This is a genomic window from Ammoniphilus soli (genome assembly GCF_040813775.1).
Genome location: NZ_JBEGDL010000006.1, coordinates 149,517 through 172,094 on the forward strand (window position 1 = coordinate 149,517; position 22,578 = coordinate 172,094).

Consider the following 22,578-nt stretch of genomic DNA (forward strand, 5'->3'; position numbering starts at 1 on the left):
GGAAATCCAATGGATCGAGATTGGATATTTGTCGTGCTTGCAGGTTTTTTTGAATTCATCTGGGTCACTGGGCTCAAGCATTCCAATACTTTGTGGGAGTGGATTGGAACCATTGCAGCCATCTATATTTCCTTTTATGTATTGATTCGCGCCTCGAAAAGGCTGCCGGTCGGGACTGTTTATGCTGTGTTTACAGGCATTGGAACAGCGGGGACGGTCTTGATCGAAGTGATTTTTTTCGGAGAACCATTCAGTTGGCTCAAATTGCTCCTTATTCTCTTATTGTTATCTGGTGTATTCGGACTGAAAGTGGTCACGAAAGAGCGGGATGAGAAAGGAGCTGCAGCATAATGGGCTGGATTTACCTTGTCTTAGCAGGTGTGTTTGAAGTAGTTGGGGTTACAGGCATGAATAAAGTAAATAAGGATAGAAACTTGCTGTCATTTATCATGATGTTCGGCGGTTTTTTATTAAGCTTCCTATTCTTGACTCAAGCCATGAAAACCATCTCCATGGGAACTTCCTATGCGGTTTGGACTGGAATTGGCACGGTAGGGGGAACGCTTGTAGGCATGTTTTTTTACGGAGAATCTAAAGACTGGAAGCGGATTTTATTTATAAGTATGGTGCTAATGGCTGCCATTGGGCTGAAGCTGATATCATAGTATTATGTATAACTTAAAGGGTGCATGGAATAAACCATGCACCCTAATGACCGTCAATGTGTTATATATATACGTTTTCCCTTGACTTATTAGAATAATTCTAATATGATACTGCTTGTCGAATGTTTTTATGTTTTTACATCTATGCTCATTCATTGTGAGCATAACTCCTAATTGCCGCAATTTGCGGCTTTTTTTTATCCTGTCAGAATTTCTTGTTGGTTTGACGGTCAACCAAAAAGCATTACATACAATATAATATAACGATAAGCATTTGTGTAATAAAACAATTCGACAAATTACTACAGCTTATTATACAGGGATGTCGAATGGTGGGGTGTGAAGGTGATTAACATTCAGGCATAATGAATCGGAGGTGAAAACATGATTCCAACACGCTACTCTTATTGTCCAAAGTGTGGGGGAAAGCTCCTTGCAAGAACGATGGCTGATCAAGACAAACCGCAGTGTGAAAGTTGTGGTTTTGTTTTCTATCAAAACCCGATTGTGGGGGTGGCTGCCATCGTGTTATGCGATGGAAAGATCCTTCTTGGCAAAAGAAATGCTTCGTATCAAGGGCTTTGGTGCATTCCATGCGGCTATGTAGAATGGAAAGAGGATGTTGAAGAGGCTTGCAAACGGGAGTTTGAGGAAGAGACAGGCTTGGCTGTGGATTTAATAAGGGTTTATGCTGTACATTCTAATTTTCATAATCCTAAACAGCACACAGTAGGAATCTGGTATTTGGCTCAGGTAAAGGAAGGTCAAATGGCACCTGCTGATGACCTTGATGAAATTGATTTTTTTGGCTACGACGAGTTACCCTCGCTTGCTTTTCCAACTGACCATAAAGTAATAGAGCAACTAGCGAGGGAAGGATTGCTTTAATAGTACAACAGTCCAAAAGGAACAATCCTTTTGGACTGCACTGCTCCAAAGTTTTGGCAAGAGCCCAAGCATTTGTTCATCAACCGGCATATATAACTATAGATGAATGTCATGATAAAAACAGGAGGTAATCATTATCTTGAAGAAAAGAAAGGCTGTTCCCGTTAGTGCGCAGGTTCCGGCAGATGATCGACAGTTAGGGCTCTTTTTCCCTCGCCCACGGCCACCAATTTATCCGCCTTATTATTATCCATATCCATACTACCCTCCTTATTATTATCCACCTTATTACTTGCCTTTTCCTTTTCCTTTCTTTGGCGGCTTCGGAAGGCCCCCTTACGGAAGACCACCGTACGGGTATGGATATGACAATGAATATCGCAATAACAACAATAGTTCATCCGAGTCTACTCAAGGCAGATAGAGGGATGAGAGAAAAGACCCGTAATTTACGCTACGGGTCTTTTCCTTGTTTTGCTTATATCCTTTCCCAAATGAATTCGGAAAATTACATTTTCATTTCGCCACTATCGTGGCTAAATTGCCATTCAATTCCATACTTGTCTGTTAAACTTCCGTAGCATTTGCTCCAAAATGTTTCTTGAAGATCCATGCGGACAGTGCCTTCTTCTTTCAGTTTACTGAAATAGGCCTTAATTTCTTCTATGTTCTTACTGACTATTGCAAGGCTTATGTTGTTTCCGGCAACATATGGCATTCCGGGAAAAACATCAGAAAACATCACATTGCTTCCATTAATGTTCAGCCTAGTGTGCATGATTAAATTTTCAGCTTCCTCTGGAAGGGTAAAATTCGGGTCAGGTGGCGCATCTCCAAAGGTCATAAATTGAGGTTGTTCTGTTCCAAAAACCTGAGCATAAAACTATACTGCTTCACGACAGTTTCCATTAAAGTTAATGTACGCTTCAACAGCCACATGAATCACTCCTTAACATTAAATTGCTAATTATTGTTAATTGATTGTTTGTAAAATTATATCATTAACCGTTACATAATCAAAAAGAGTGTTACTTTATAGTATAATGGATCGATAGAATAGATTGAAATTTGCATGAGTTGAAACTTCACCGGAGAGGGGCATAAGAAAAGGATGTTTCAAAAAAATGCGATGGATCTTGATATACGGGATATCTTGCAGTATGACCCGGAAAACGGGAAAATTTTGATGAATAATTCTCGCGTCATTTTCTTTGATAATCGTTCCCTTGGTCTGCTCAGGCGTGATTTAATCAATGTGCTTGGGTTTGAGCGCGCAAGGGGCTTTATGTTTCGCCATGGCTGGAATCGCGGAGTTCACAATGTCGGCATTGTCTTGAACAATTACAGTTATCAGGATGATCTCGAATGGCTGCTGGCGGGACCGAAGATCAACCAAATGCTTGGCGTGGCCAAGGTTGAAATCCTGCAAGCGGATATAGATAGGGCCAATGGGAATTTTTATATGGAAGGCATATGGAAAGATACCTATGAGTCAGAAGAATATATCAGGCATTTCGGAAAAGGGGTTTACCCTGTCTGTACTACCATGACCGGTTATGCCAGCGGATATGTTTCGACTCATTTCAATAGACAAGTAATCTTCAAAGAAGTGAAATGCCGGGGGATGGGAGATCCATACTGCCAATGGATAGGGAAAACCGTGGAGGAATGGGGAAGTGAGGTGGATGCGGAAAGGGGGTATTTGGAAGAACATAATCTGCAAGATCCGCTGGACGAGGCTTACCGGAAAATCGAAAAGCAGCAGGAGATTTTGCAGCTCACCCATAGGATCCATAGAAAGCTCATGCAGAATATTCTTCATGGCGGCGGGTTTGATGATATTAGCAGCATTTTAAGCGACTTGCTCGAGCTCCCAGTCCTCATTGAGAATCAAGACTTTATGCCGCTGGCTTATGCGCGATTATCTAAACTGGAGTCCACAAATTATTCCAAGTCCTTATCAGATTTTTGGAAAGATCAGGATAAACGAACTTCTTCCCGCATGTCACTTCATCAATTAGTTGAGCATAAGGAACCGATTGAATTACATGTATCTGAACGTTATGGGGCAAGCCATCGTCGCGTCATCGCACCGATTGTGCTGAAAAATGAGCTTTTTGGCTATATATCCGTTATTTCGGATGATCCTAGTGCCAGTGAAAGCCACTTATTATGTCTAGAAAGAGCATCGTGGGCCTGCTCTCTTTATTTATTTCAGCAAAAGACAACCGTCGAGATGGAATACCGAATGGCGGACAAGTTCCTGGATGAAATGCTTTCTGATCCTCTTTCCGCAGAAAAATGGCTGAAGCAGGGGAAAATGTTAGGATACAATCTAGGGGTTCCAGGATATGCATACCTAATAGAAGGAGGCCAAAGGGAGGAGCCTTTTCATGGAAGAGAAAGCTTCATTAAGAGGTTACAAAGTCATTTTCAAGGACAAGGCGAAAAGTGGCTGATTACTGAAAGATCCCATTTTATTCTGTTGCTTATTCCCGAACCCTATTTGCAGAAACAACGAATAACGAAACACGAGATGGCCGATGTTTTGCTCAAGCTATTATCTCAAAATTCAAGTGCGTGGAAAATTGGAATCAGTTCCAGATACAGCGATGTTTCCCAAGTGAAGAGGGCCTATGAAGAGGCTAAACAAGTCCTGAAGATTCACCAACAGCTGAAAAAGACTGAATCTGTTGCGGCCTATGAGGACCTTGGGCTTTTGCATATTTTACTGCAGCACGAGAACCCGGCGGAATTACATCGATTTGCTGAGCAGAAACTAGGACCGCTCCTTAGCTATGATCAAGAAAATAATAGTGAATTAACGAAAACGCTTTATTTCTATTTGATGAACGAATGCAATTTGCATAAAACTGCCAAGGAAATGAAAATGTCAGTCGGAGGCTTCCGCTATCGGCTCAAACGGATTGCCGAGCTGTATCAAGGAGACTTGACTATGGCCGAAGAGCGTTTTCAGCTATACTTTGCGCTGAAATATTTGATTATGACTAATCAATTCGCTTTGAGTTAGGTGATAGGGGGAAAGGATAGGCTCGCTCCTGCCGAACAGGTTTCGAAGGAGCGAGTTTTTCTTACTGCGCTCTTATCACAAGCGGTCCGCGGATAACGTCCATCACCCTGGAAACGGGCTGATCATGCTCAAGCAGCTGAACCATTACTTTCATGAAAGGATGGATGTGCCGGAAGTATTTCTTGTAGCCCGCACAGAGATAGTTTAATCCCGGTTCTCCATCGTCCGTGAGGAGAAAACGATGCTTGGGGCACTCTCCATGACAGGCAAAACGTACTTCACAAGCGATGCAGGCTTTGGGAAGAGCTGTTTTTTTGCTTGTCCCAAAGTTTTTTTGCTGTTCCGTTTCGATCAGATCACTTAAGGCATCCGTCAGGACATTACCCAACCGGTACTCGGGATAGACAAAGTGGTCGCATGAATAGAGATCCCCATTATGTTCCATAACAGCCGCACGGCCGCAATGCTCGGAGAAAATACAGATGGACGAAGGTAAGCCGAGCCAAGAAGAAAGGGCCCATTCGAAGTTCATGATGTGGATGGAGCCGACGTCCCGGCGTACCCACTCATCAAAAACCTGAATCAGAAAATCTCCGTAAGCAACAGGTTCAACGGTCCACGGGGTTACCGCCGTTTGGACGCCGACCGCATTTAAAACAGGAGGGGCAGCCCAGCGCAATCCAAGTTGGTGTGCCGTGGTATCCGGTTTTCGTTCGATAATCGGAATAAATTGAATAAACTTAACCCCTTGTGCTTTCAAGAAACGATAAACGTCTAAAGGTCTTTGCGAAGACTCCTTGGTGACGCAAGAAAGGACATTAAACTGAACCGCGTATTCCTGCAATAGCTTCAGGGCATCCATGACTTTATGAAAGGTTGGCTTTCCCCCGCGATCCACGCGGTAGTGATCATGAAGGTCTTCCGGCCCATCCAGGCTCAGTCCTACCAGAAAGTCATGCTTCGCTAAGAAGGTACACCATTCATCAGTGAGGAGCGTACCATTCGTTTGCAAAGAATTCGTGATCTTTTTTCCTTGGGAATATTTATCTTGCAGCTCTATGATCCTATGAAAATAATCTAGCCCCATAAGGGTAGGTTCTCCACCCTGCCAAACAAACGAAACCTCCGGAGTCCGTTGCGAATCAATATAATTTCGAATAAAAGCCTCCAGAACCTCGTCTGACATCCGAAAACTGGGTTTACCCGGAAATAGGGTCTCTTTTTCTGTATAAAAGCAATAATGACAATCTAGATTACATTGCGGTCCTGTTGGCTTAGCGAGGATATGAAAGCCCGGAAGAGTGGATTGGTTTGTTTTCATGCATTTCTACGCCCTTTCTTTGATGAATGAAGAAGAGGGGGCTTTAAGATCGCCCCCATTTACGGATGCTCAATTAAGGCATATCTTGCAAATCATATACCACCCTTTCGATCGATCCGGTAAACGTGAATTCATCCCGATCAGCATAATTCGGACTCACGGGATATAAGGTATCCCGACCGATATCTAGTCCTTCAAAGGAAGTTTTATAAGGGATCGTCTGGTCGATGGAAGCTTCCCCGACTTTCTTGTCATTGATATAGAGAGTCCCTACCCCTTTGTTCGGGGCTGTTCTCTTAAATTCATAGCGAACGACTGCTTTTCCTCGAGGAACCTCCACATTCGACTCAACTCTGTAAATGGCCGTACCCGCATTATAGTCATAGAAAAGCTTGTTATCCTTGATGTAGAGAGTATATCCGCTTTCATGACTCCCTAAAGCAATTAAAACTCCTTGTTCGGATGTTTTTGACCTCTCAATCGGAATCGAAATCGTATACGAACGATCCATGATCGGAGGGGAAGCCGAATCGCTAAGATGGGACATGCCAGGATAATAGACAAAGGTATCTCGCGCCCGCGAAGAGTCTTCGGGGATGCTCTTAAACCCTTCAATGAAGATATCCGTAATCGGAAGGACATTATATTGCTTGGCTTCCTCCCACCATAGATCTTGCAATTCCTTTAGCTTGTCCGGATATTGAGCGGCTAGGTCGTGCACTTCTGCGTAGTCTTTCTCCACGTGATAGAGTTCCCATTTATCTTTTTCGTATGGATCTCCTTTCTTATGAAACGCAATGGCTCTCCAGCCATCATGATAGATCGCCCGGTGTCCCGTTACTTCAAAGTATTGGGTTTTCTTTTGCGATGGGGCTTTCCCATCGTCAAAAGTGTAAGCCAGACTTGTACCATGCAAAGGCATCTGTTGGACTCCCTTTAGCGTTTCAGGTGCCGTGATCCCTGCTACATCAAGCACCGTAGGCGTAATGTCGCTTACATGGGCATATTGGGTACGAATGGATCCCTTATCTTTGATCCTTGCTGGCCAGGAAATGATCAGCGGTGTACGGGTACCCCCTGCATAAGCGCTATTCTTATATAACTTAAATGGCGTATTACTTACCTGAGCCCAACCCGCAGGGTAGTCCGAACCGGCTTTATCGCTGCCGATTTCATCTAGGCGAGGCAGGATATCGTTCAAATTTTCCGGCATGAAGTTATAAGCCAGCATATGGTTGATCGATCCTGTATTTTTGCCGATGGAGCTGGCGCCGTTGTCTGAGATCAGTACGATCATCGTGTTTTCCAACTCACCGACAGATTCCAAGTAATCGATGAAGCGGCCGATCTGTTCATCCGTATGGGTGAGAAAGCCAGCGTACGTCTCCTGAAAACGGGCAAAAGCTCGTTTCTCCGCCGCGGTAAGGCTATCCCAGGGCTGTACGCCCGGATTATTGGGGGTCAGCTCGGCATCCTTTGGAATGATCCCCAACTGTTTTTGCCGGCTAAATCGCTCTTCCCGGATTTTATCCCATCCCTTGTCATACTTCCCCTTGTACATGTCTATGTACTTTTGCGGCACCTGATGGGGCATGTGCTGGGCACCAAAATTCATATAGAGGAAGAAAGGCTTATCGGGCGCCACCGAGATTTGATCCGTCACAAACTGGCGGGCATGATCCACCACATCTTCGGACACATGGTAGTCCTCACGCTTTGGCGTTTCGATGGAATGATTATCATAGACAAGCTCAGGTCGGAATTGGTCCGTTGAATCTTCTATAAATCCATAGTACCTTTCAAAGCCTTTGCCCAGCGGCCAGTTATGAAACGGTCCGGCTGGCGTGATTTGATGGGTTGGAGCCAAATGCCATTTGCCGACGGCGAAGGTGCTATAGTTATTTTCCTTCAATATTTCGGCAACGGTTCCTGCAGCAGGCGTAATCTGACCGCGTTTATTGGGGTAATCCGGGCCCAAATCAAAATTTGTTACCGTTCCCATTCCCACGGCATGGTTGTTCCTCCCCGTGAGAAGGGAAGCACGAGTCGGCGAGCATAGGGGGGTGACATTAAAATTGTTATAGCGTATCCCATTAGCAGCCAGCTTGTCTATATTCGGCGTTTTGATTTCTGACCCATAACTGGCTAGGTCAGAAAAACCTGAATCGTCTAGGGTGATATAGACAATGTTCGGTTTAGGTGCTTTTGCTACGTGAGCGGTTTTTTCCTCCATTTTGCTTAAGCCCTGATTTTCGGCTGCAAAGCTGATCGTTGAGCTTACCGTTAAGCTCGCGGCGAGTGCCACAGCTGAACTGAAAGCCATCGCCTTCATCATGGCAGACTTCTTTTGGGTGTCCTTCGCGTCCATGAATGTTCCTCCTTCAAATTGTTTGTAAGCGTATGCTTATCTTAATTGATTGATGATTCGTAAAAATACGACACAATATGTCTAATCAATAACATGTTTTTGTATGAAACGTGATAATCACATGGCGTCCAAATTTTCATTTCATTATAAGGACATTTAAAACCGTTCCATTAGTACTAAAAGTACTAAGAACACCAAAAAATCAGCACAATCATATCTATTTTCTGAATATACCGTAGGTTAGAATAGGTATACGCTTACATGAAGCCAATAATCTAAGGGGGTTGATTTGATGAGCATTATGAGATTGGGACGAGCCGAATTGAAAGTACTGGATTTGGAGAAATCGGTAGATTATTACACCAATATCATAGGGTTGGATGTTGTGGCTCGGGATGATAAAAGAGTTTATCTGAAAGCATGGGATGAATGGGATCACCATAGTCTTATTCTTCAGCACGCGGAATCGGCAGGCTTGGATCATATGGGCTTTAAAGTGGAAAAGGCAGAGGATCTGGAGCACTTTGAAAAGAAAATCGAGCAGTTTGGCTGCACGGTGAAACGAATTTCTAAGGGAACAAGAATCGGAGAAGGCGAAGCGCTTCGCGTGGAGATCCCGACGGGCCATCAGCTCGAGTTATATCATGAGATTGAGCATCTCGGTACGAGAGTAGGGGTGGTCAATCCGCATCCTTGGCCGACAGAAACCAGGGGAATTGCGCCGCATCGCTTGGACCATTGCCTCTTGACAGGAGATGACTTGGAAACGGCTACAAGATTTTTTACGGAGGTGCTGGATCTGCATCAAAGCGAGAAAATTATGACGGTCGATGGAGAAGTGATGGTAGGATCCTTCATGCATGCGAGAAACGGAAAGCCGCATGATATCGCCTTTGTCAAGGGTCCGGATAAGAAATTGCACCATGCCGCCTTTTTTGTGGACAACTGGTACGATGTGTTAAAGGCAGCAGATATTTTAGCCCGAAACGATATTACCATTGAAGTCACACCAACCAGGCATGGGATCACCCGAGGCCAAACCGTGTATTTCTTTGATCCTTCCGGTAACCGGAACGAAGCTTTTGCAAGCGGTTATATTACGTATCAGGATTTCCCGACGATTACGTGGACAGAAGACAAGATCGGTCAAGGGATCTTCTATCATCGAAGAGAATTGGTGGAATCCTTTGGGAAAGCATTAACCTAATTTCAGAAAGGGGAGAGCACGATGTCAGCAGAAACTTCCTTTAAGAAAACGATTCGCGAGCAGCCGTGGGATTGGAAAACGAAAAATGAATATGAAGAGGTCACGCTTCGCCAGCAGCCTTATCTTCATGGCCATTACCGAAATGCCTACGATCAGCGTGACTATGATGTCTTTGATCCTCGCTATACGAAACTAAAGTGTTCCAATTGGGAGGGTTTCCGGGATCCGAAAAAGTTTTGGTATACGACGTACGTCAGTAATCGGAAGAAATTAGCCGAAGAAGTAGAAAAGGGATTTGAATATGCCCGTGAGCTGCAGGTCATTGAAAATCTTCGCCCTCAGTGGGTAAATGCTTTAAGAGATTTGTATACACCCTTGCGCCATCTGGAATACGGAGAAAATGTGCAAATGCAGTATGTGATCCGCTATGCCCTAGGAACGCCGATTGAGCAGTGCGCCACCTTTCAAGCCTACGATAAAACAGGGCGAGCCCAGTGGATCTCGCTTTGGGGAATGAACATGGAAGAGCATCATGGCGATTTCTTGTCTCATGGCAAGCAGGTGTTGATGGAGGAGCCGGCTTACCAGCCTTTGCGAAGCTATGTCGAGGAAATCCTGGTAACGGAGGATTGGGCAGAGGTTTTAGTGGCGGAGAATCTGACATTTGATTTGCTGCTGGGCAATCTGATGTACCGAAAATTGAATCAGGAAGCGATGAAGCATGGAGATACGCATCTGTCGATTCTGAATTTGACGATCCAGAAGCAGATGGACTGGCATCGGGATTGGGCCTTTTCCTTGTTTGGCTACCTGGCGAAGGATACAGCGGAAAGCCGCTGGGATTATCTGAAATCCTTAGGGTATGAGAATTGGCCGGGAGATTATCGTTGGGGATTGACGCTCAGCGATCCGCGGGAGACTCCGGAAGAAGAGCTGTCGAATGCCGAGATCATCGGGGAGTGGGTCAGCAAGTGGTACCCGAAAGCTTTCGAAGCCGTTCTCTCTTTATCTTCGTTGTTTGAGAAGCATGGGATCGCTATCGATGTTCCTTCCGCCCTTAAGGAGATTGAAGAGGAAAACATTATTCCAGCCTATAAAAAGCATGGTGTCCCTTTTAAAAGTAACCAATTAGTCTGAGAACAAGGAGTGGAAGCCAATGACAACCAAACAGGCGTATGTAGGGATGGATTTGAGTACAAGCGGAGGGGATATCATCCGCGCGATCATAGAGGCGATCCAAGTAGATAATGAAGGCGTTGTGGTGGAGGATTACGCGGTTTATAAAAAGGTCAAGGCTCCGGGTCAGATCGTGCTGCGCCGCCAGACCGTGGAAGAATGCCTGGGCAGTGACTGGGACATGGATGGAATCCACCTGTATATGACCTCCTATTTTGGGTTTATTGAGGATTGGGACGAAGAGCGCTTGATTATAAGCTGGGATAACGAAGAATAAGGGAGGCGGGAAAATGGCAGCAAAGATGGGAGTCAAGCAGCAATATCATTCCATGACCAGAGATCTGATGTGGGATCCGAAAGATTTTGACATGAATCGGGTATACCCGATGCTAGAGAAGGAAGGCATTATCCTGAAGGATCCGAGCCGGTGGGAAGATCCGTTCCGGATGGCTTACAATCAATATGTGAAGGTTCAAGCAGAGAAAGACCTTTTGTTTCACGCCGTACGGAATGCGTTCGAAGCGAACGACGGACATGCCAAGGTCATTGATGGCCGCTGGTATGAAGGGGTGAAGGCGTTTGCCGTGGCCGTTCAGCCGGCTGAGTACCAAGCCCACCGCTTAATGGCTTATGTAGGAAGGAATATCCCGATTGAAGCGATCCGTTTTGCAACCTTTAATCAATGTATTGATGAATTGCGCCATGCGCAAATCGAGATTAAGCATTATGCGCATATGAGCCGGCAAATCGATGGCCTTCATGCGTATGCCCAAACGAATGAAAACAACTGGTTCAATACCGTGCCGAAATCCTTCTTTGACGATGCTATGACATCCGGTCCGTTTGAAGCCCTGATGGCGATCTCCTTCTCATTCGAATACGTGTTTACGAATATCCTGTTCCTGCCTTTTGCGCAGTCAGCAGGTGCCGTTGGGGATGACAGCTTTGTCGCGATCGGAAAAAGTGTGCAATCTGACGAATCCCGCCATATGGCCTTAGGGATGTCTGCGCTGAAAATGCTGCTGGAGGAGGACGACCGGAACATACCGATTATTCAAAAATGGCTGGATAAATGGTACTGGAGAGCTTATCGCATCTTTTCCGTGATCTCTACTCTAGTAGACTACTATCCGCGCATTCGCCCGATCTCCTGGAAGAAAGCGTTCGAAATCTATGTAGAAGATCAGGTGTTTGACGGGCTGTTTAAAGATTTAAGAAAATACGGCATTCGTTTGCCATTGCATGCCGAAGACAGCATCAAAGAAAAAGAGCATTATTCGCATACGGTCATGCGGATTTTAGATTGCTTTAAGCACGCCAACGTATTTAGAGGCTTCAAATTGCAGCCGGATGATTATGAATGGCTGTCCAATGAATATCCAGACACATTTGAACGCTATTACGCCCCGTTCTTCCGTCGAATGGATGATCACGTTTTGGCGGTAGCTAGTCCGGGAATTCCGGCAGTCTGCTCGGTATGCCAAATTCCGACTCAATTCCCGGACCCGAACAATCCAACCAAAATGTGGACGCAATACAGTGAGTACAACAATAAGACGTATATGACCTGCTCTCCCGGATGCAAGCATATTTTCGATCAGGAACCAACCAAGTATATGCAGTTCTGGTGGCCGGCCGAAGCGTATATCAGCGGAGAATTCGGCGAGAATTTGCCTGGCGATTTATTCAATTACTTCGGCTTTTCTCCAGAAGAGGCGGGTGAATACTACTCTTCTCGAGACCACGCACGCTGGAAGGAGCATCGCAAGCATTTAGGCATGGATAAAATTCTAATAACACGCTAATTAAGAAAGCAGGTGACTATCGTGGCAAATTACTTGAAAGATTCCAATCACTTGATTGTATGGCCGGTCTTTAAAGAATACGCTGAAAACGATCTGTTTTTCTGCAATATCGGAGTCAGGGCCCGATATGACATGACGAGCAGAGAGCTGTTGGAGGCTTGTCTGGATGCATGGCAGCTGAAGAAGGACCAGGAGTATAAATTGTGCTTGATACGCGCTGACCGGCAAACAGAGATCCCACTAGATTCGAATCAAAGCATCCGGGAAATCGGGCTAAGAAACGGTGATCCATTAGAAATCATGGCATGCTAATTTCTTCACGTTCCCTCTTTCAGGTGGCGGCCTGTAAGAGGGTTCTACCTCACATGATCCGAAAGGAGAGTCGAACATGAGTCTATCGAACACGAAAGTAGAAACGTATGAAGTCACCTTGGAACCTAGCGGTAAAACCATTATAGCAAAAGAAGGGCAAACCCTGCTAGATGCTGCGATTCGCAACGGCATTCAAATTCCGTACGGGTGCCGGCACGGCAGCTGTTCGGCCTGCAAGGCGCAGGTATTGGAGGGCGACTACCAGCTGATGGATCGCGTATCGGAGTATTCGCTCATGAGCTTTGAGAGGGAGGAAGGATTCGTCCTCTTGTGCAGCACAGTTGCGGAAAGCGATCTGGTGGTGGAGATTGAAGAAGACGAATCGGATGTCCCGTTCTTTCCGGTGTACGATTTTCAGGCCGAAGTGGTGGAAAATGTGCCCTGCACGCCGGATATTCATATGATCAAGCTCAAGCTGAACGATCCCGATAGGATCCAGTATGCAGCCGGACAGTTTTTTGAATTCGATATTCCGGGACTGGATGATACAAGGGCTTATTCGATGGCTAATCCTTGTTCGGAGGAGGGGATCATTGAATTCCATATCAAGCGGATTCCGAACGGAAAAGGCTCCAATTACATGTGTGAGCTGAAGCCAGGGGATCAAGTCAGCGGTTCTGCCCCTTACGGAAAAATGCAGCTGCGGGATCGCTCGAAGGACATGATTTTTGTTGCAGGCGGTTCGGGAATGGCACCGATCAAGGCGCTTATAGAGGAGCTTTTCTCCGCCCCCTATGAAGGAAATGCCTGGTTTTTCTATGGAGCGCGTACCGAAAAGGACTTGTATCTGGTGGAAGAGTGGAGGGAATTGGAGAAAAAGCATGCGAACTTCCGCTTTATACCGGCTTTATCGCATCAGGATGCCTCGGATGGATGGACGGGAGAGACGGGATTTATTGCGGAGGTAGTCAAAAGAACCATGACAAGCATGAAGAATATGGATGCCTTTTTATGCGGGCCTCCTGTTATGATAGAAACAACAGTCGATGCATTAAGTCAGGGCGGCATTAAAGGTTCAGATATACTCTATGACGAATTTTAAATAGGAGACGGTGAATATGTACAAGGTTTCGATTATCGATTCGAGTCATGAAAAAGATGCTTTTACATGCAACCATTCTCAAAGCTTATTAGATGCCGCCCTCCTGCAAGGAATCCGCATCCCCTACGCCTGCAAAGGCGGGGGGTGCGGGATGTGCAAGATCAAGGTAGAGGAAGGCCTGTTCGAAAGAGGGCTGAGCTCGAAAGACGTGCTGCCTGATACGGAAAGAACGATGAACTATTCCTTGGCCTGCAAGACGTACCCCAAGGGTGATATCAAACTACGCATTCAAACCGGATAAAAGCGAATCTTCTTTGGTGGTGAGACAATAATGAAAGCTTTGGATCTGAATCTAAGAGAACTGTATCCATCCCTGGAAAGCTATGGATCAGACTACGAGCGCGTGATCACGGTGCCCACTTCGGCGCTAGGGACTTTGCGCAGAGAACTCATGGAAACCATTGGGGCGGAGCGTGCAAAAGGGTTTCTTTTACGCTACGGATGGCATTGCGGTGTGAGTGATGGGTCGATGGCCAAGCAAAAGGCATGGGAGAATGATGAGGAAATGATCTTGGCCGGTACGCGTCTTCATACCCTCCATGGTTATGTGGAAGTGATTCCAATGATCACCGAGGTCGATCTCAAGAAAGGTCTTATCCATTTTGAGGGACATTGGAAGAACTCTTATGAGGCACGGGAGCATTTGAAGCTATTTGGACCCAGCGATCAGCCGGTATGTCATACCCTTGCGGGATATGCAAGCGGATTCCTTTCTCTGGTGATGGGGAAAAAGGTCATTGCAAAAGAAGTCCAATGCGAGGGGATGGGGCATGATCACTGTCATTGGGTCTGCAAAACCGAAGAAGAATGGGATGCGGAAATCGAGAAGGAGATTAAATACTATGAAATTAACAATATCATTGATGAATTGGACCAAACGTACCAAGATCTAAAATACGAGCGCGACAATCTAAGCAAGGCTTATCATGTGCATCAGAAACTGATGACGGAAATTCTTCGCGAAAACGATCTGGAATCCATCGCCAATGTGATATACCAACATACGGGCCGGTCTTTTTTAATTGAGGACAGCAGCTTTCATTTGCTGGCTTTCAGCGGCATGTCACCCGAAGAGGCTTACACGTATTCGGAGCAGTTAAAACAGTCCCGCCCGTCAAAGCGGCATCCAAATCCAATAACAACAACCCGGTTATTAGAGGTGTCCTCTGAACATCGGCGGGCGATTACGCCGATTTATCTGCGAAAAAAGATTATTGGATATTGTTCCTTTCTCCACTCGGATTCGACACTAACGGAAGTGGACCGATTAATCCTGGAGCAAGCTTCCATGGCCTCTTCGCTTTACCTTCTAAATGAACGCACTCGTCTCCAGGCGGAGCTGAGAATGCGAGGAAGCCTGCTGGAGGACATCTTAAGCAAGCGAATTACCAAGGCAGAAATCATGAAGCGTGCTCATCATATTGATTTCCAATGGCGTGACACCGGCTTCTTCATGCTTGCCTTTAACCGGGTGATCAGTCACCGAACGATTAAAGAAGAGTTGGAGTTTAACGATCAATTGATCAATGATCTGTCCGACTTCTTTTACAGTAGAGATTTAAATGCCATTATCGGGCAAAAGTCCGGTCATGTCATTATTCTAATGACGGAAGAGGAGAAGTGGACCGATCAGCGGGGGAAAGAAGAATTATGTTCGACACTTCTTCACTATTGTTCAAAGAAGTATAAGGATTACCAGTTAAAGTTAGGAGTTAGTTCAAGCACGGATTCCATTGAAGACGCTTCTAATTTATATGAAGAAACACAGGCATGCCTGAATATCGCGGTTCACAATCAAGACATCGTCTTTTTTGATTCTTTAGGCATTGTGGGGATTTTATTTCAAACCCGAAATCAGGAAGGCTTGCAAAAATTCGCATATAAAACGCTGGGAAGCTTGCTTCAAGAAGACAAGGCCAAAAATATGGAACTGACGAAAACGCTCTATCATTATCTCCATAATGGCTGCAATGTGAAAAAAACAGCACACGTCATGAATTTTTCCGTTACGGGATTAAGATACCGCTTACAGCGCCTTACTGAAATATTGAAAATGGAAATAAACGAACCTTCGGTCATGCATCAGATTTACCTGGCCTTGCAGTCGTTGATCGTATTAGGAGAATTGGAGATCTAAAAAGAAAAGGGGGAGTGTCCCATGAAGATATGCTATGAAAAAAAGGCGATCACGCAGCAGGTTGTCATGAAAATGCTTGAGGCCGCCTGCCAAAAGGCGGATGAGCTAGGAATCAAGGTCAATGTGGCCATCACAGATGATGGAGGAAACTTAAAAGGGTTCATCCGAATGGATGGGGCTCCCCTATTAAGTGCAGAAATATCCCAAAACAAAGCTTATACCGCGTCCGCGTTCGGCAAGCCTACATCCGAATGGTATCCGATTATCAAAGATGAGCCGGAGCTCCTGCACGGAATTGTTCATACGAACAGACTTACGATATTCGGCGGCGGGATTCCCATCTATTTTGGAGATCAGCTGGCTGGCGGAGTTGGGGTCTCCGGCGGTTCTGCCGAAGAAGATAGCCTTTGTGCAGAAAGCGCTTTGAGTGTTTTAAAGGCATATTTGTAGACTTTCTCATCATCGCTGTCTGATATGGGGCGATGAGAGATAAAGGGAACACACCACCTCATATCAGATAGCGAAGAGTTAAACATTCAAAGGCAAGAAGGAATGGGGGAGATACTTTGTTATTGTCAAAAGTGCTGGATTTAAATAATAGTTTAAGCAAGAATCGCTTGAAGATGCTAGATTTAGCCAAGTTGAAGGGGATGAGTGACCCGGAAGTCATCCAAGTCGGTGAAAAATTGGAACAAGTACGAGAGAATTTACAAAAAATCATTACCTATGAACAGCCTAGCCGTGGTTATTCTATCTCTTGGAGTCCCTGGAAAGGAGGGGAGGAAAATTCTCAAGGTTTGTAAAGATCATGTAACAAGAGGGCTAAAAGCCATTTCCGTCCCTCATGTTGAATTTATGCCCAAGAATACGATGAAAACATGCACTTATTGTACCCGGCAAGCCAAAGTAAAGTTGTTCCTTCCTATTAAAAATAAAGCAAGGGATATCATTTAAAGAATGGAGTGGTAGAGGATGGCAGATCAAGGGAAATATATCATCGCGGGTGGAATCGAGACCCATTACCATGAAGCAGGTCAAGGGGAACCTTTGATCTTGATTCATGGATCCGGACCGGGCGTATCGGCTTGGGCTAATTGGCGATTGGTGCTGCCGATATTATCTCAGAAGTTTCACGTATTCGCTCCAGACGTGGTCGGGTTCGGTTATACGAAAAGACCAGATGGAATCCAATATTCTGTGGACGTTTGGGTCAATCATATGATTGACTTTATTGAAACGTTAAAGTTTGACAGGGTCTCCATTGTTGGGAATTCGATGGGAGGAGCCTTAGCGCTTCATATCGCTCACCGTCGTCCGGACTTAATTAACAAGCTGGTTCTCATGGGCAGTGCGGGCATATCCTTTCCTCTTACAAAGGAACTGGATCAAGTTTGGGGCTACACACCGAGCTTTGAAAATATGAAAAATCTCATTCGCATCTTTTCCTACGACCAGTCCATGGCGGATAACGATGATTTGGTGGAGCTGCGCTATCAGGCCAGCATCCAGGAAGGGTTCCAAGAAGCTTTTTCGGCCATGTTCCCAGCTCCGCGGCAACGGGGTGTCGATGCCTTAGCGCTGAGTGAAGAGGTTTTGAAAGAGATGAACATTCCTGCCTTATTGATTCATGGACGAGAGGATCGAGTGATTCCAATCGAGCAAACAAGCTGGAAGCTGGCCCAGCTGCTGCCTGATGCCGAACTCCATGTTTTCTCCCAATGCGGACATTGGACGCAAATCGAGAAGACCCAGGCTTTTGCGGAACAGGTGATAGGATTTTTGAAACGCTAGACAGGATGACGACTACATCGGGTAGTCGTTTTTTTTTTGTGTCGTGAGGAAGAGCATCTTGGCAGGCAGATGGTAACTTGATAGGGACGAAAAATACGATTTTTTAAAAAAGGTCCCAAAATCCTCTGTTTTTGTCACGAAAAAGGACAGCAAACTTTCATAGCAAGAGTTATTTACTCCCGGAAATGACCTTTTTGCTCCTAAAGGTGTAATGATTCCTGATTAAGTTCTCTGCAAAGGCGGGATCACACCCAAGTAGGGCACTAACTCACAAATTTTAAGAATTAGTCACAAACAATCGTTCCATTCTCACGAACCAACAATCTTTCCAAATCAAAGTCCTTTATCAGAGATGTAAGGAAAGTGATAACCTTAGTAGTCCTCGGATTAAGGAAGTCCCTTTTAATGAGTTGAAGTTCTTCATAAACCTAAAAATCTTCTTCAGTAGGGAACATGCTTGGATGTTCAAGCGTATCGGGTAAATCTTTACCTACACCACGGCGAAGCAACTCTTTCATGATTTCGAAATTTTCACGCTCATAATGAGCGCTTAATTCTTCAAGCTCTTCCACCGATTTCTTACTGTAATCTGACATTAATATGTCACCTCGTTTATGGAAAGTCATGGAATAAACTTCTATGTTAGGTGTTATGATAACCATAAATTGGGATATCAAACAAAAAGAGGAGGAGTGGAAAAGGTGAATTATTATCAACAAAAATTATATGTACAAATTAAGGAATGGAATGCCAAGAGAGACGAATTGGACGATGCTATTGATTTAATTTATGAGCTTATAGATAGGAATGATCCCTATAATAGGGATGAGTTTTGGCATCAGGTCAAGATGTTGAGTACTCAACGGGATAAGCTTGATGATTTAATTGATTTAGCGTATGAACAGATAGATAAGTACCTTTACAATGAAGCTATCTAATTACCCAAGGACCAGATCAACATATCGAGTTAGAGTAACACTAAATAGCGTATTTAAAGTGGTTGCTTCCGTAACCGCTTTTTTGTTGACTAAAGGAGCTTGATAACAGCTAATGAAAAAGCGTAAAAATACGTTTCAGTTACTTATTTTACTTAGCTTCTTATTTGGTATCTTATGTATATGAAAATTACAATAGTTTGGATTGATGGAGGAGCAGATTTGAACGTCTGCTCTTCTTTTTGTGTTCATTTCAATCGTTATAGGTCTGGCAATACGGCAATACTATTTCCAGCAAATGAATCGCGGAGATAATATGAGCAAATTAAAAAGTCGATTTTTCGTTCTGATCGCTATGTCATTGTTAATCATTAATGGATCTCGCGAGTATTTGGGTTACCACAAGGTTAACGCGTTGTTGATATTCATCATGGCACTGCTTTTTGCTTTTGTGGCTTGGGCAATCTATAGTTCACGGATGAAAAAGTAAATCTCCAAGCGCGAAAGGAGCTTATTATAATAAAACTTAAAATCATCCTATACACCATCTTAGGCTTCATTGTAGGGGCCATTACAATATTTCTTTTCATGGTTTTTGAACATGCCATTTGGGCTATTTTTGTAGAGTTTGGATTTTTACCTGAATCAAGTGAACTGTCCGAAATCCTTTCACCCGTGATTTTATTGATCGCCATTGTTGTTTTTATTAAGCGGAAATTGTTATAAAGTCGAACCCCCCATAAGTGGAAAATAGAGTCGAATAGTCTATTATCACAACTTGGAGGTAATGCTATATGAAAAAATTGACTATTTTATCTGGTATTCTAGCAGCTACTGTTGCAACTGGTGGAGTATATGCTGCTCAATCTTCTAATGCAGCTGATGCAGCTGATGCAGCTAAAACGCATGCGAATAAAAATACAAATTCAGTCCATGTAAAAATCCAAGAAAAAGGAACAGAAAATGAAACTTCTGCTGATGAAGACGCTGATTATAAAAATCAAACAGAGTCAGAAGAAGGAACCCAGAATTCAACCGATCAGAAAATTACTGATAGCGCCACAGAAACCGAAACTCAAACAGAAAAATCTGCTCCTGCTGAAGTCAAAGAAAAGAAGCCAACTGAAAAGCAAACGGGTCTAGCGAATGCTTTAAATCAGGGGCTGAAAAACGATACCGCGCGTGATGTAATTAAGAGAAATATGGAAAGACAGGCTGCAAAGAAAGCTGACGGAACCGCTGTGAAGACAAAAGAAAGTGATGAATCTTCTGTTGAAGGGGACACAGCGGATGAGGCCGTTAATACCGGAACGGTTAAATATTGGAAGGCTAATGGAAAAGCAAAAGGAATGGAAAAAAAGCAAAAGTAAACTAACTAATTCCCACAGAGGGAAGCGATAAAGATATATTGAATAAGTCATTATATTGGATATCAAAGTAATTTAAGATAATGACACTATCGCTGCACCTGTTTTTTGTATCCAAGAGAACTCGTGATTAGAGATGCAAAATAACGGAAAACCTACCCATTATAGATCTTGTGGATGATGGGCGTAATCACGAACAGGAGCAGGAGGCATCAGTGAATAGAAAGTTTATTTTTCGGTTTCTGATATTTTTTATCTTTTTTGGCGGTTTATTGCTGACTCTTTCCTTTTTCTATGATCTTAATGCCATGTTTGGTTTAGATCATCGGGAACTTGTTCGGTTTATCATCATTGTGTTCAGCACTTATTTGATTGTTATGCTGCTGCAGCGTTCTCTCCGGTTATTTTTTAAGAATACGGAATTTCTGGATGAAAGACGCGAGGAGACTATCGAAATTATCTTTAGGACGGGCAGTAATCTCATCGCTATCATTATTGTGATTGTGGCTGCTGTCTCTCCTTTCGTTGATTTGGGAAAAGTGCTGGCCGGAGCGGGGATCCTTGGTGCGGTCATTGGTTTTGGAGCACAAAGCTTAATCAAAGACTTTTTTTATGGGTTGTTTTTTGTCTATGAACGTCAATTTCATAAAGGAGACTTGATTACGGTCAACGAAACTGTGGTAGGATTTGTGGAGGAGCCAGGTTTGCGGGCTCTGAAGCTTCGGTTGATCGACGGAACCCTTTTTGCGATCTCCAATGGGGAAATTCGAAACATTTCCAATGGAAATGTTTCGAAGAGAAGGATTGATATTCGCATGGTGATTAGTTACCGCGAAAATCCGGCGCGTATACGGGAAATACTCGACTCTTCATGCATGGAATTGAATGAACGTTTTGATCCCATTCTCTACCGGAATGCCGATGGAGAACCCGAGGAAGCCTTCCGTTCCTTTGGGGTCCATGAGTTTTATATGAATGCGCACGGTTTGGTATACAGGATAGTTGCCACCGTTGTCGATACCGAACATTTTGAGACCCATGTTTTTACGAAGAACTTTTTGGCGGATCGTTTGTATGAACACCGTGTTATAATGGCCGAAGGACCTGTTTATTTGAACAAGGGTGTAAATGATTCTTAAAGGGAAAAGCGCCCTGCTCTTATATAACAAAGGGCGGCATCGATTCCGGCTACCGCGAACGGAACATGGTCGCTTCGGCCTTCCTCACCGTAGGCTACTGGCTTGCCAAAAGCGAACACGATTGAACAACTAAAGACCATAGGGGAACCACAGGAACTGGATCCAAACGAAAGCTACAGCGGAAGGATTGTCAACAGGGAAGCCAGTTGGAATGTATCCGTCAATCACTATTCGGTAACCGTTTTTATTATTAAGATTGTCTATTGAAATTTACGGTTCATACCGTAGAAGAGTGGGAATCAATCATGCCATTTGTTGTGATGATGCAAGAAACGGGTTTGCAGTATAAAGTTTGTTCAAGCCACCCGATCGGCATGGTAGCGGCCGACTGCTATATGCCCCATTTTATTCGGCTTCCAATGGATTGGGTATTTAGGATGTAGCCAAAAGAGAAAAAACAAGCCTCGCAATCGCATGGCTTGTTTTTTGTGTTGAGCATCATAACTCTCAAACGGCAAATTCATGCATTGCAATGGTGGAATAGATTGTTCTTAATTTGGCTGTATAAAAAATCACAGATATTTGCATTTTCGTTGTCTCAGACTGAAAAGTAAGCTGATGACAGGCTGTCCTGAATAAACGGGACAGCCTGTTTTAAATCCACGGTTAAGAAAAACGTTTTCCATTAATATAGTAACTATCCTCACGATAAGCGGTAAAAGCCATCTCGAATTCTTTTATCCCTAAGGACATTACACTATCAGACACGGCTTTGGCAAAATGGTCCTTTACCACTTGACCGCGATCAAACCAGGCCACCTCAATAAAAGGAAAGGAATCGACGATTTCCCCACCGAAAACTGCGGTTGTATGTAAACATTCAATCGTAAAGTTATCGATATCACATTCACAAATGCTAGCTAATTTCTCCACCAGGGAAGTACTGATGGTTTTCATTTGATTTGCATCAATTCCTCTGACGACTAGTAAAGGCATATGGATACTCCTTTTCAAAAATTTTACCAGTTTGATTATATCACGATTCGCCAATGGGAGGGGCATAGAGGAAAATCGATATTATCGGCACATTCATTTATCTGTTATCACCTTCACTTCCATTGGGAAAAGTTCCGGCCAGCAAGAGCATTCTAAAGAAGAAAAGGAAAAATGAAGGGATTTTTTTTTCTTTGATTCTATTAACATTTAGCTTGTGAATAGAATAGTATATTGTAAGCCAAGCTATAATTGAATTTAGTCGAGCCAGCCATTGTGCT

General features: G+C 44.1%; 26 protein-coding genes and 1 pseudogene. 21 read left to right on the forward strand and 6 right to left on the reverse strand.

Annotation, left to right across the window (positions count from 1 at the left end):
* The first annotated feature begins 9 nt into the window (after positions 1–9).
* The 4 genes from ABLT31_RS14410 (at position 10) to ABLT31_RS14425 (ending at position 1,977) form a co-directional block, all read left to right on the forward strand.
* Positions 10–351, forward strand: a complete 342-nt coding sequence (locus ABLT31_RS14410; protein WP_367752689.1) for a DMT family transporter — start codon at positions 10–12, stop codon at positions 349–351.
* Positions 351–665: a DMT family transporter gene (locus ABLT31_RS14415; RefSeq protein WP_367752691.1), complete on the forward strand. Its 315-nt coding sequence runs from the start codon at positions 351–353 to the stop codon at positions 663–665. The genes ABLT31_RS14410 and ABLT31_RS14415 overlap by 1 nt, the downstream gene beginning before the upstream one ends.
* Positions 666–1,049: 384 nt before the next feature.
* Positions 1,050–1,553, forward strand: a complete 504-nt coding sequence (locus ABLT31_RS14420) for a nucleotide triphosphate diphosphatase NUDT15 (protein WP_367752693.1) — start codon at positions 1,050–1,052, stop codon at positions 1,551–1,553.
* 139 nt (positions 1,554–1,692) lie between these two features.
* A complete protein-coding gene (locus ABLT31_RS14425; RefSeq protein ID WP_367752695.1) occupies positions 1,693–1,977 on the forward strand; it encodes a hypothetical protein in 285 nt (94 codons plus the stop codon).
* Positions 1,978–2,061: 84 nt separating this feature from the next.
* Here ABLT31_RS14425 and ABLT31_RS14430 read toward each other — a convergent pair.
* Positions 2,062–2,490: pseudogene (locus tag ABLT31_RS14430) on the reverse strand (VOC family protein).
* Positions 2,491–2,664: 174 nt separating this feature from the next.
* Between ABLT31_RS14430 and ABLT31_RS14435 the strand changes: the two are divergent.
* Positions 2,665–4,584: a XylR N-terminal domain-containing protein gene (locus ABLT31_RS14435; RefSeq protein ID WP_367752697.1), complete on the forward strand. Its 1,920-nt coding sequence runs from the start codon at positions 2,665–2,667 to the stop codon at positions 4,582–4,584.
* 61 nt (positions 4,585–4,645) lie between these two features.
* Here the strand turns inward: ABLT31_RS14435 and ABLT31_RS14440 are convergent, their stop codons facing one another.
* Positions 4,646–5,905 (reverse strand): anaerobic sulfatase maturase, encoded by a 1,260-nt coding sequence (locus ABLT31_RS14440; protein WP_367752700.1) that lies wholly within the window; start codon positions 5,903–5,905, stop codon positions 4,646–4,648.
* Between the two features lie 73 nt (positions 5,906–5,978).
* Positions 5,979–8,273: an arylsulfatase gene (locus ABLT31_RS14445; RefSeq protein ID WP_367752702.1), complete on the reverse strand. Its 2,295-nt coding sequence runs from the start codon at positions 8,271–8,273 to the stop codon at positions 5,979–5,981.
* A gap of 289 nt (positions 8,274–8,562) precedes the next feature.
* Here ABLT31_RS14445 and ABLT31_RS14450 point away from each other — a divergent pair, with 289 nt between their 5' ends.
* From ABLT31_RS14450 to ABLT31_RS14500, 11 genes are all read left to right on the forward strand, one after another.
* The gene (locus tag ABLT31_RS14450) at positions 8,563–9,480 is read left to right on the forward strand and encodes a catechol 2,3-dioxygenase (RefSeq protein ID WP_367752704.1); all 918 of its coding nucleotides are present in this window, start codon (positions 8,563–8,565) and stop codon (positions 9,478–9,480) included.
* 21 nt (positions 9,481–9,501) lie between these two features.
* A complete protein-coding gene (locus tag ABLT31_RS14455) occupies positions 9,502–10,617 on the forward strand; it encodes a ferritin family protein (protein ID WP_367752707.1) in 1,116 nt (371 codons plus the stop codon).
* Positions 10,618–10,636: 19 nt separating this feature from the next.
* Positions 10,637–10,933, forward strand: coding sequence for an MmoB/DmpM family protein (locus ABLT31_RS14460; protein ID WP_367752710.1), 297 nt, complete (start codon positions 10,637–10,639; stop codon positions 10,931–10,933).
* A 13-nt stretch (positions 10,934–10,946) separates the two neighbouring features.
* Positions 10,947–12,461 (forward strand): ferritin family protein, encoded by a 1,515-nt coding sequence (locus ABLT31_RS14465; protein WP_367752712.1) that lies wholly within the window; start codon positions 10,947–10,949, stop codon positions 12,459–12,461.
* 21 nt (positions 12,462–12,482) lie between these two features.
* Entirely contained in the window at positions 12,483–12,773 is a 291-nt protein-coding gene (locus ABLT31_RS14470; protein WP_367752715.1) for a hypothetical protein, read from the forward strand.
* 76 nt (positions 12,774–12,849) lie between these two features.
* Positions 12,850–13,875 (forward strand): NADH:ubiquinone reductase (Na(+)-transporting) subunit F, encoded by a 1,026-nt coding sequence (locus ABLT31_RS14475; RefSeq protein ID WP_367752717.1) that lies wholly within the window; start codon positions 12,850–12,852, stop codon positions 13,873–13,875.
* Positions 13,876–13,891: 16 nt separating this feature from the next.
* Positions 13,892–14,176 carry a 2Fe-2S iron-sulfur cluster-binding protein gene (locus tag ABLT31_RS14480; protein WP_367752719.1) on the forward strand — a complete coding sequence of 95 codons (285 nt, stop codon included), beginning with the start codon at positions 13,892–13,894 and terminating at the stop codon, positions 14,174–14,176.
* Between the two features lie 30 nt (positions 14,177–14,206).
* Positions 14,207–16,072 (forward strand): XylR N-terminal domain-containing protein, encoded by a 1,866-nt coding sequence (locus ABLT31_RS14485; protein WP_367752721.1) that lies wholly within the window; start codon positions 14,207–14,209, stop codon positions 16,070–16,072.
* A 21-nt stretch (positions 16,073–16,093) separates the two neighbouring features.
* Positions 16,094–16,522: a GlcG/HbpS family heme-binding protein gene (locus ABLT31_RS14490; RefSeq protein WP_367752723.1), complete on the forward strand. Its 429-nt coding sequence runs from the start codon at positions 16,094–16,096 to the stop codon at positions 16,520–16,522.
* Between the two features lie 116 nt (positions 16,523–16,638).
* Entirely contained in the window at positions 16,639–16,875 is a 237-nt protein-coding gene (locus ABLT31_RS14495) for a hypothetical protein (RefSeq protein WP_367752725.1), read from the forward strand.
* Positions 16,876–17,044: 169 nt separating this feature from the next.
* Positions 17,045–17,863: an alpha/beta fold hydrolase gene (locus ABLT31_RS14500; RefSeq protein ID WP_367752727.1), complete on the forward strand. Its 819-nt coding sequence runs from the start codon at positions 17,045–17,047 to the stop codon at positions 17,861–17,863.
* Positions 17,864–18,291: 428 nt separating this feature from the next.
* Here the strand turns inward: ABLT31_RS14500 and ABLT31_RS14505 are convergent, their stop codons facing one another.
* Positions 18,292–18,459, reverse strand: a complete 168-nt coding sequence (locus ABLT31_RS14505) for a hypothetical protein (protein WP_367752729.1) — start codon at positions 18,457–18,459, stop codon at positions 18,292–18,294.
* A gap of 105 nt (positions 18,460–18,564) precedes the next feature.
* Between ABLT31_RS14505 and ABLT31_RS14510 the strand changes: the two genes are divergently transcribed.
* The 4 genes from ABLT31_RS14510 (at position 18,565) to ABLT31_RS14525 (ending at position 21,304) form a co-directional block, all read left to right on the forward strand.
* On the forward strand, positions 18,565–18,801 hold the full coding sequence (locus ABLT31_RS14510; protein WP_367752731.1) for a hypothetical protein: 237 nt from the start codon (positions 18,565–18,567) through the stop codon (positions 18,799–18,801).
* A 241-nt stretch (positions 18,802–19,042) separates the two neighbouring features.
* Positions 19,043–19,288, forward strand: coding sequence for a hypothetical protein (locus tag ABLT31_RS14515; protein WP_367752733.1), 246 nt, complete (start codon positions 19,043–19,045; stop codon positions 19,286–19,288).
* Between the two features lie 304 nt (positions 19,289–19,592).
* Positions 19,593–20,168, forward strand: coding sequence for a hypothetical protein (locus tag ABLT31_RS14520; protein ID WP_367752735.1), 576 nt, complete (start codon positions 19,593–19,595; stop codon positions 20,166–20,168).
* Between the two features lie 212 nt (positions 20,169–20,380).
* Positions 20,381–21,304 carry a mechanosensitive ion channel family protein gene (locus tag ABLT31_RS14525; RefSeq protein WP_367752737.1) on the forward strand — a complete coding sequence of 308 codons (924 nt, stop codon included), beginning with the start codon at positions 20,381–20,383 and terminating at the stop codon, positions 21,302–21,304.
* On the opposite strand, the gene ABLT31_RS14530 is transcribed toward ABLT31_RS14525, so the two are convergent.
* A complete protein-coding gene (locus ABLT31_RS14530; RefSeq protein WP_367752739.1) occupies positions 21,301–21,444 on the reverse strand; it encodes a hypothetical protein in 144 nt (47 codons plus the stop codon). The genes ABLT31_RS14525 and ABLT31_RS14530 overlap by 4 nt on opposite strands.
* Positions 21,445–21,567: 123 nt before the next feature.
* Between ABLT31_RS14530 and ABLT31_RS14535 the strand changes: the two genes are divergently transcribed.
* Positions 21,568–21,747 carry a hypothetical protein gene (locus tag ABLT31_RS14535; RefSeq protein WP_367752741.1) on the forward strand — a complete coding sequence of 60 codons (180 nt, stop codon included), beginning with the start codon at positions 21,568–21,570 and terminating at the stop codon, positions 21,745–21,747.
* Between the two features lie 223 nt (positions 21,748–21,970).
* Here the strand turns inward: ABLT31_RS14535 and ABLT31_RS14540 are convergent, their stop codons facing one another.
* Positions 21,971–22,300: a DUF1904 family protein gene (locus ABLT31_RS14540; protein WP_367752742.1), complete on the reverse strand. Its 330-nt coding sequence runs from the start codon at positions 22,298–22,300 to the stop codon at positions 21,971–21,973.
* Between the last annotated feature and the right edge of the window lie 278 nt (positions 22,301–22,578).

What these genes read in the sequence shown, in the direction of transcription:
- ABLT31_RS14435 (WP_367752697.1), top strand. Translation starts at nt 2,665, where the DNA reads ATGTTTCAAAAAAATGCGATGGATCTTGATATACGGGATATCTTGCAG.
- ABLT31_RS14465 (WP_367752712.1), top strand. Translation starts at nt 10,947, where the DNA reads ATGGCAGCAAAGATGGGAGTCAAGCAGCAATATCATTCCATGACCAGA.
- ABLT31_RS14460 (WP_367752710.1), top strand. Translation starts at nt 10,637, where the DNA reads ATGACAACCAAACAGGCGTATGTAGGGATGGATTTGAGTACAAGCGGA.
- ABLT31_RS14410 (WP_367752689.1), top strand. Translation starts at nt 10, where the DNA reads ATGGATCGAGATTGGATATTTGTCGTGCTTGCAGGTTTTTTTGAATTC.
- ABLT31_RS14540 (WP_367752742.1), bottom strand. Translation starts at nt 22,300, where the DNA reads ATGCCTTTACTAGTCGTCAGAGGAATTGATGCAAATCAAATGAAAACC.
- ABLT31_RS14415 (WP_367752691.1), top strand. Translation starts at nt 351, where the DNA reads ATGGGCTGGATTTACCTTGTCTTAGCAGGTGTGTTTGAAGTAGTTGGG.
- ABLT31_RS14505 (WP_367752729.1), bottom strand. Translation starts at nt 18,459, where the DNA reads ATGTCAGATTACAGTAAGAAATCGGTGGAAGAGCTTGAAGAATTAAGC.
- ABLT31_RS14500 (WP_367752727.1), top strand. Translation starts at nt 17,045, where the DNA reads ATGGCAGATCAAGGGAAATATATCATCGCGGGTGGAATCGAGACCCAT.
- ABLT31_RS14480 (WP_367752719.1), top strand. Translation starts at nt 13,892, where the DNA reads ATGTACAAGGTTTCGATTATCGATTCGAGTCATGAAAAAGATGCTTTT.
- ABLT31_RS14440 (WP_367752700.1), bottom strand. Translation starts at nt 5,905, where the DNA reads ATGAAAACAAACCAATCCACTCTTCCGGGCTTTCATATCCTCGCTAAG.
- ABLT31_RS14475 (WP_367752717.1), top strand. Translation starts at nt 12,850, where the DNA reads ATGAGTCTATCGAACACGAAAGTAGAAACGTATGAAGTCACCTTGGAA.
- ABLT31_RS14490 (WP_367752723.1), top strand. Translation starts at nt 16,094, where the DNA reads ATGAAGATATGCTATGAAAAAAAGGCGATCACGCAGCAGGTTGTCATG.
- ABLT31_RS14420 (WP_367752693.1), top strand. Translation starts at nt 1,050, where the DNA reads ATGATTCCAACACGCTACTCTTATTGTCCAAAGTGTGGGGGAAAGCTC.
- ABLT31_RS14455 (WP_367752707.1), top strand. Translation starts at nt 9,502, where the DNA reads ATGTCAGCAGAAACTTCCTTTAAGAAAACGATTCGCGAGCAGCCGTGG.
- ABLT31_RS14485 (WP_367752721.1), top strand. Translation starts at nt 14,207, where the DNA reads ATGAAAGCTTTGGATCTGAATCTAAGAGAACTGTATCCATCCCTGGAA.
- ABLT31_RS14530 (WP_367752739.1), bottom strand. Translation starts at nt 21,444, where the DNA reads ATGGTCTTTAGTTGTTCAATCGTGTTCGCTTTTGGCAAGCCAGTAGCC.
- ABLT31_RS14520 (WP_367752735.1), top strand. Translation starts at nt 19,593, where the DNA reads ATGAAAAAATTGACTATTTTATCTGGTATTCTAGCAGCTACTGTTGCA.
- ABLT31_RS14445 (WP_367752702.1), bottom strand. Translation starts at nt 8,273, where the DNA reads ATGGACGCGAAGGACACCCAAAAGAAGTCTGCCATGATGAAGGCGATG.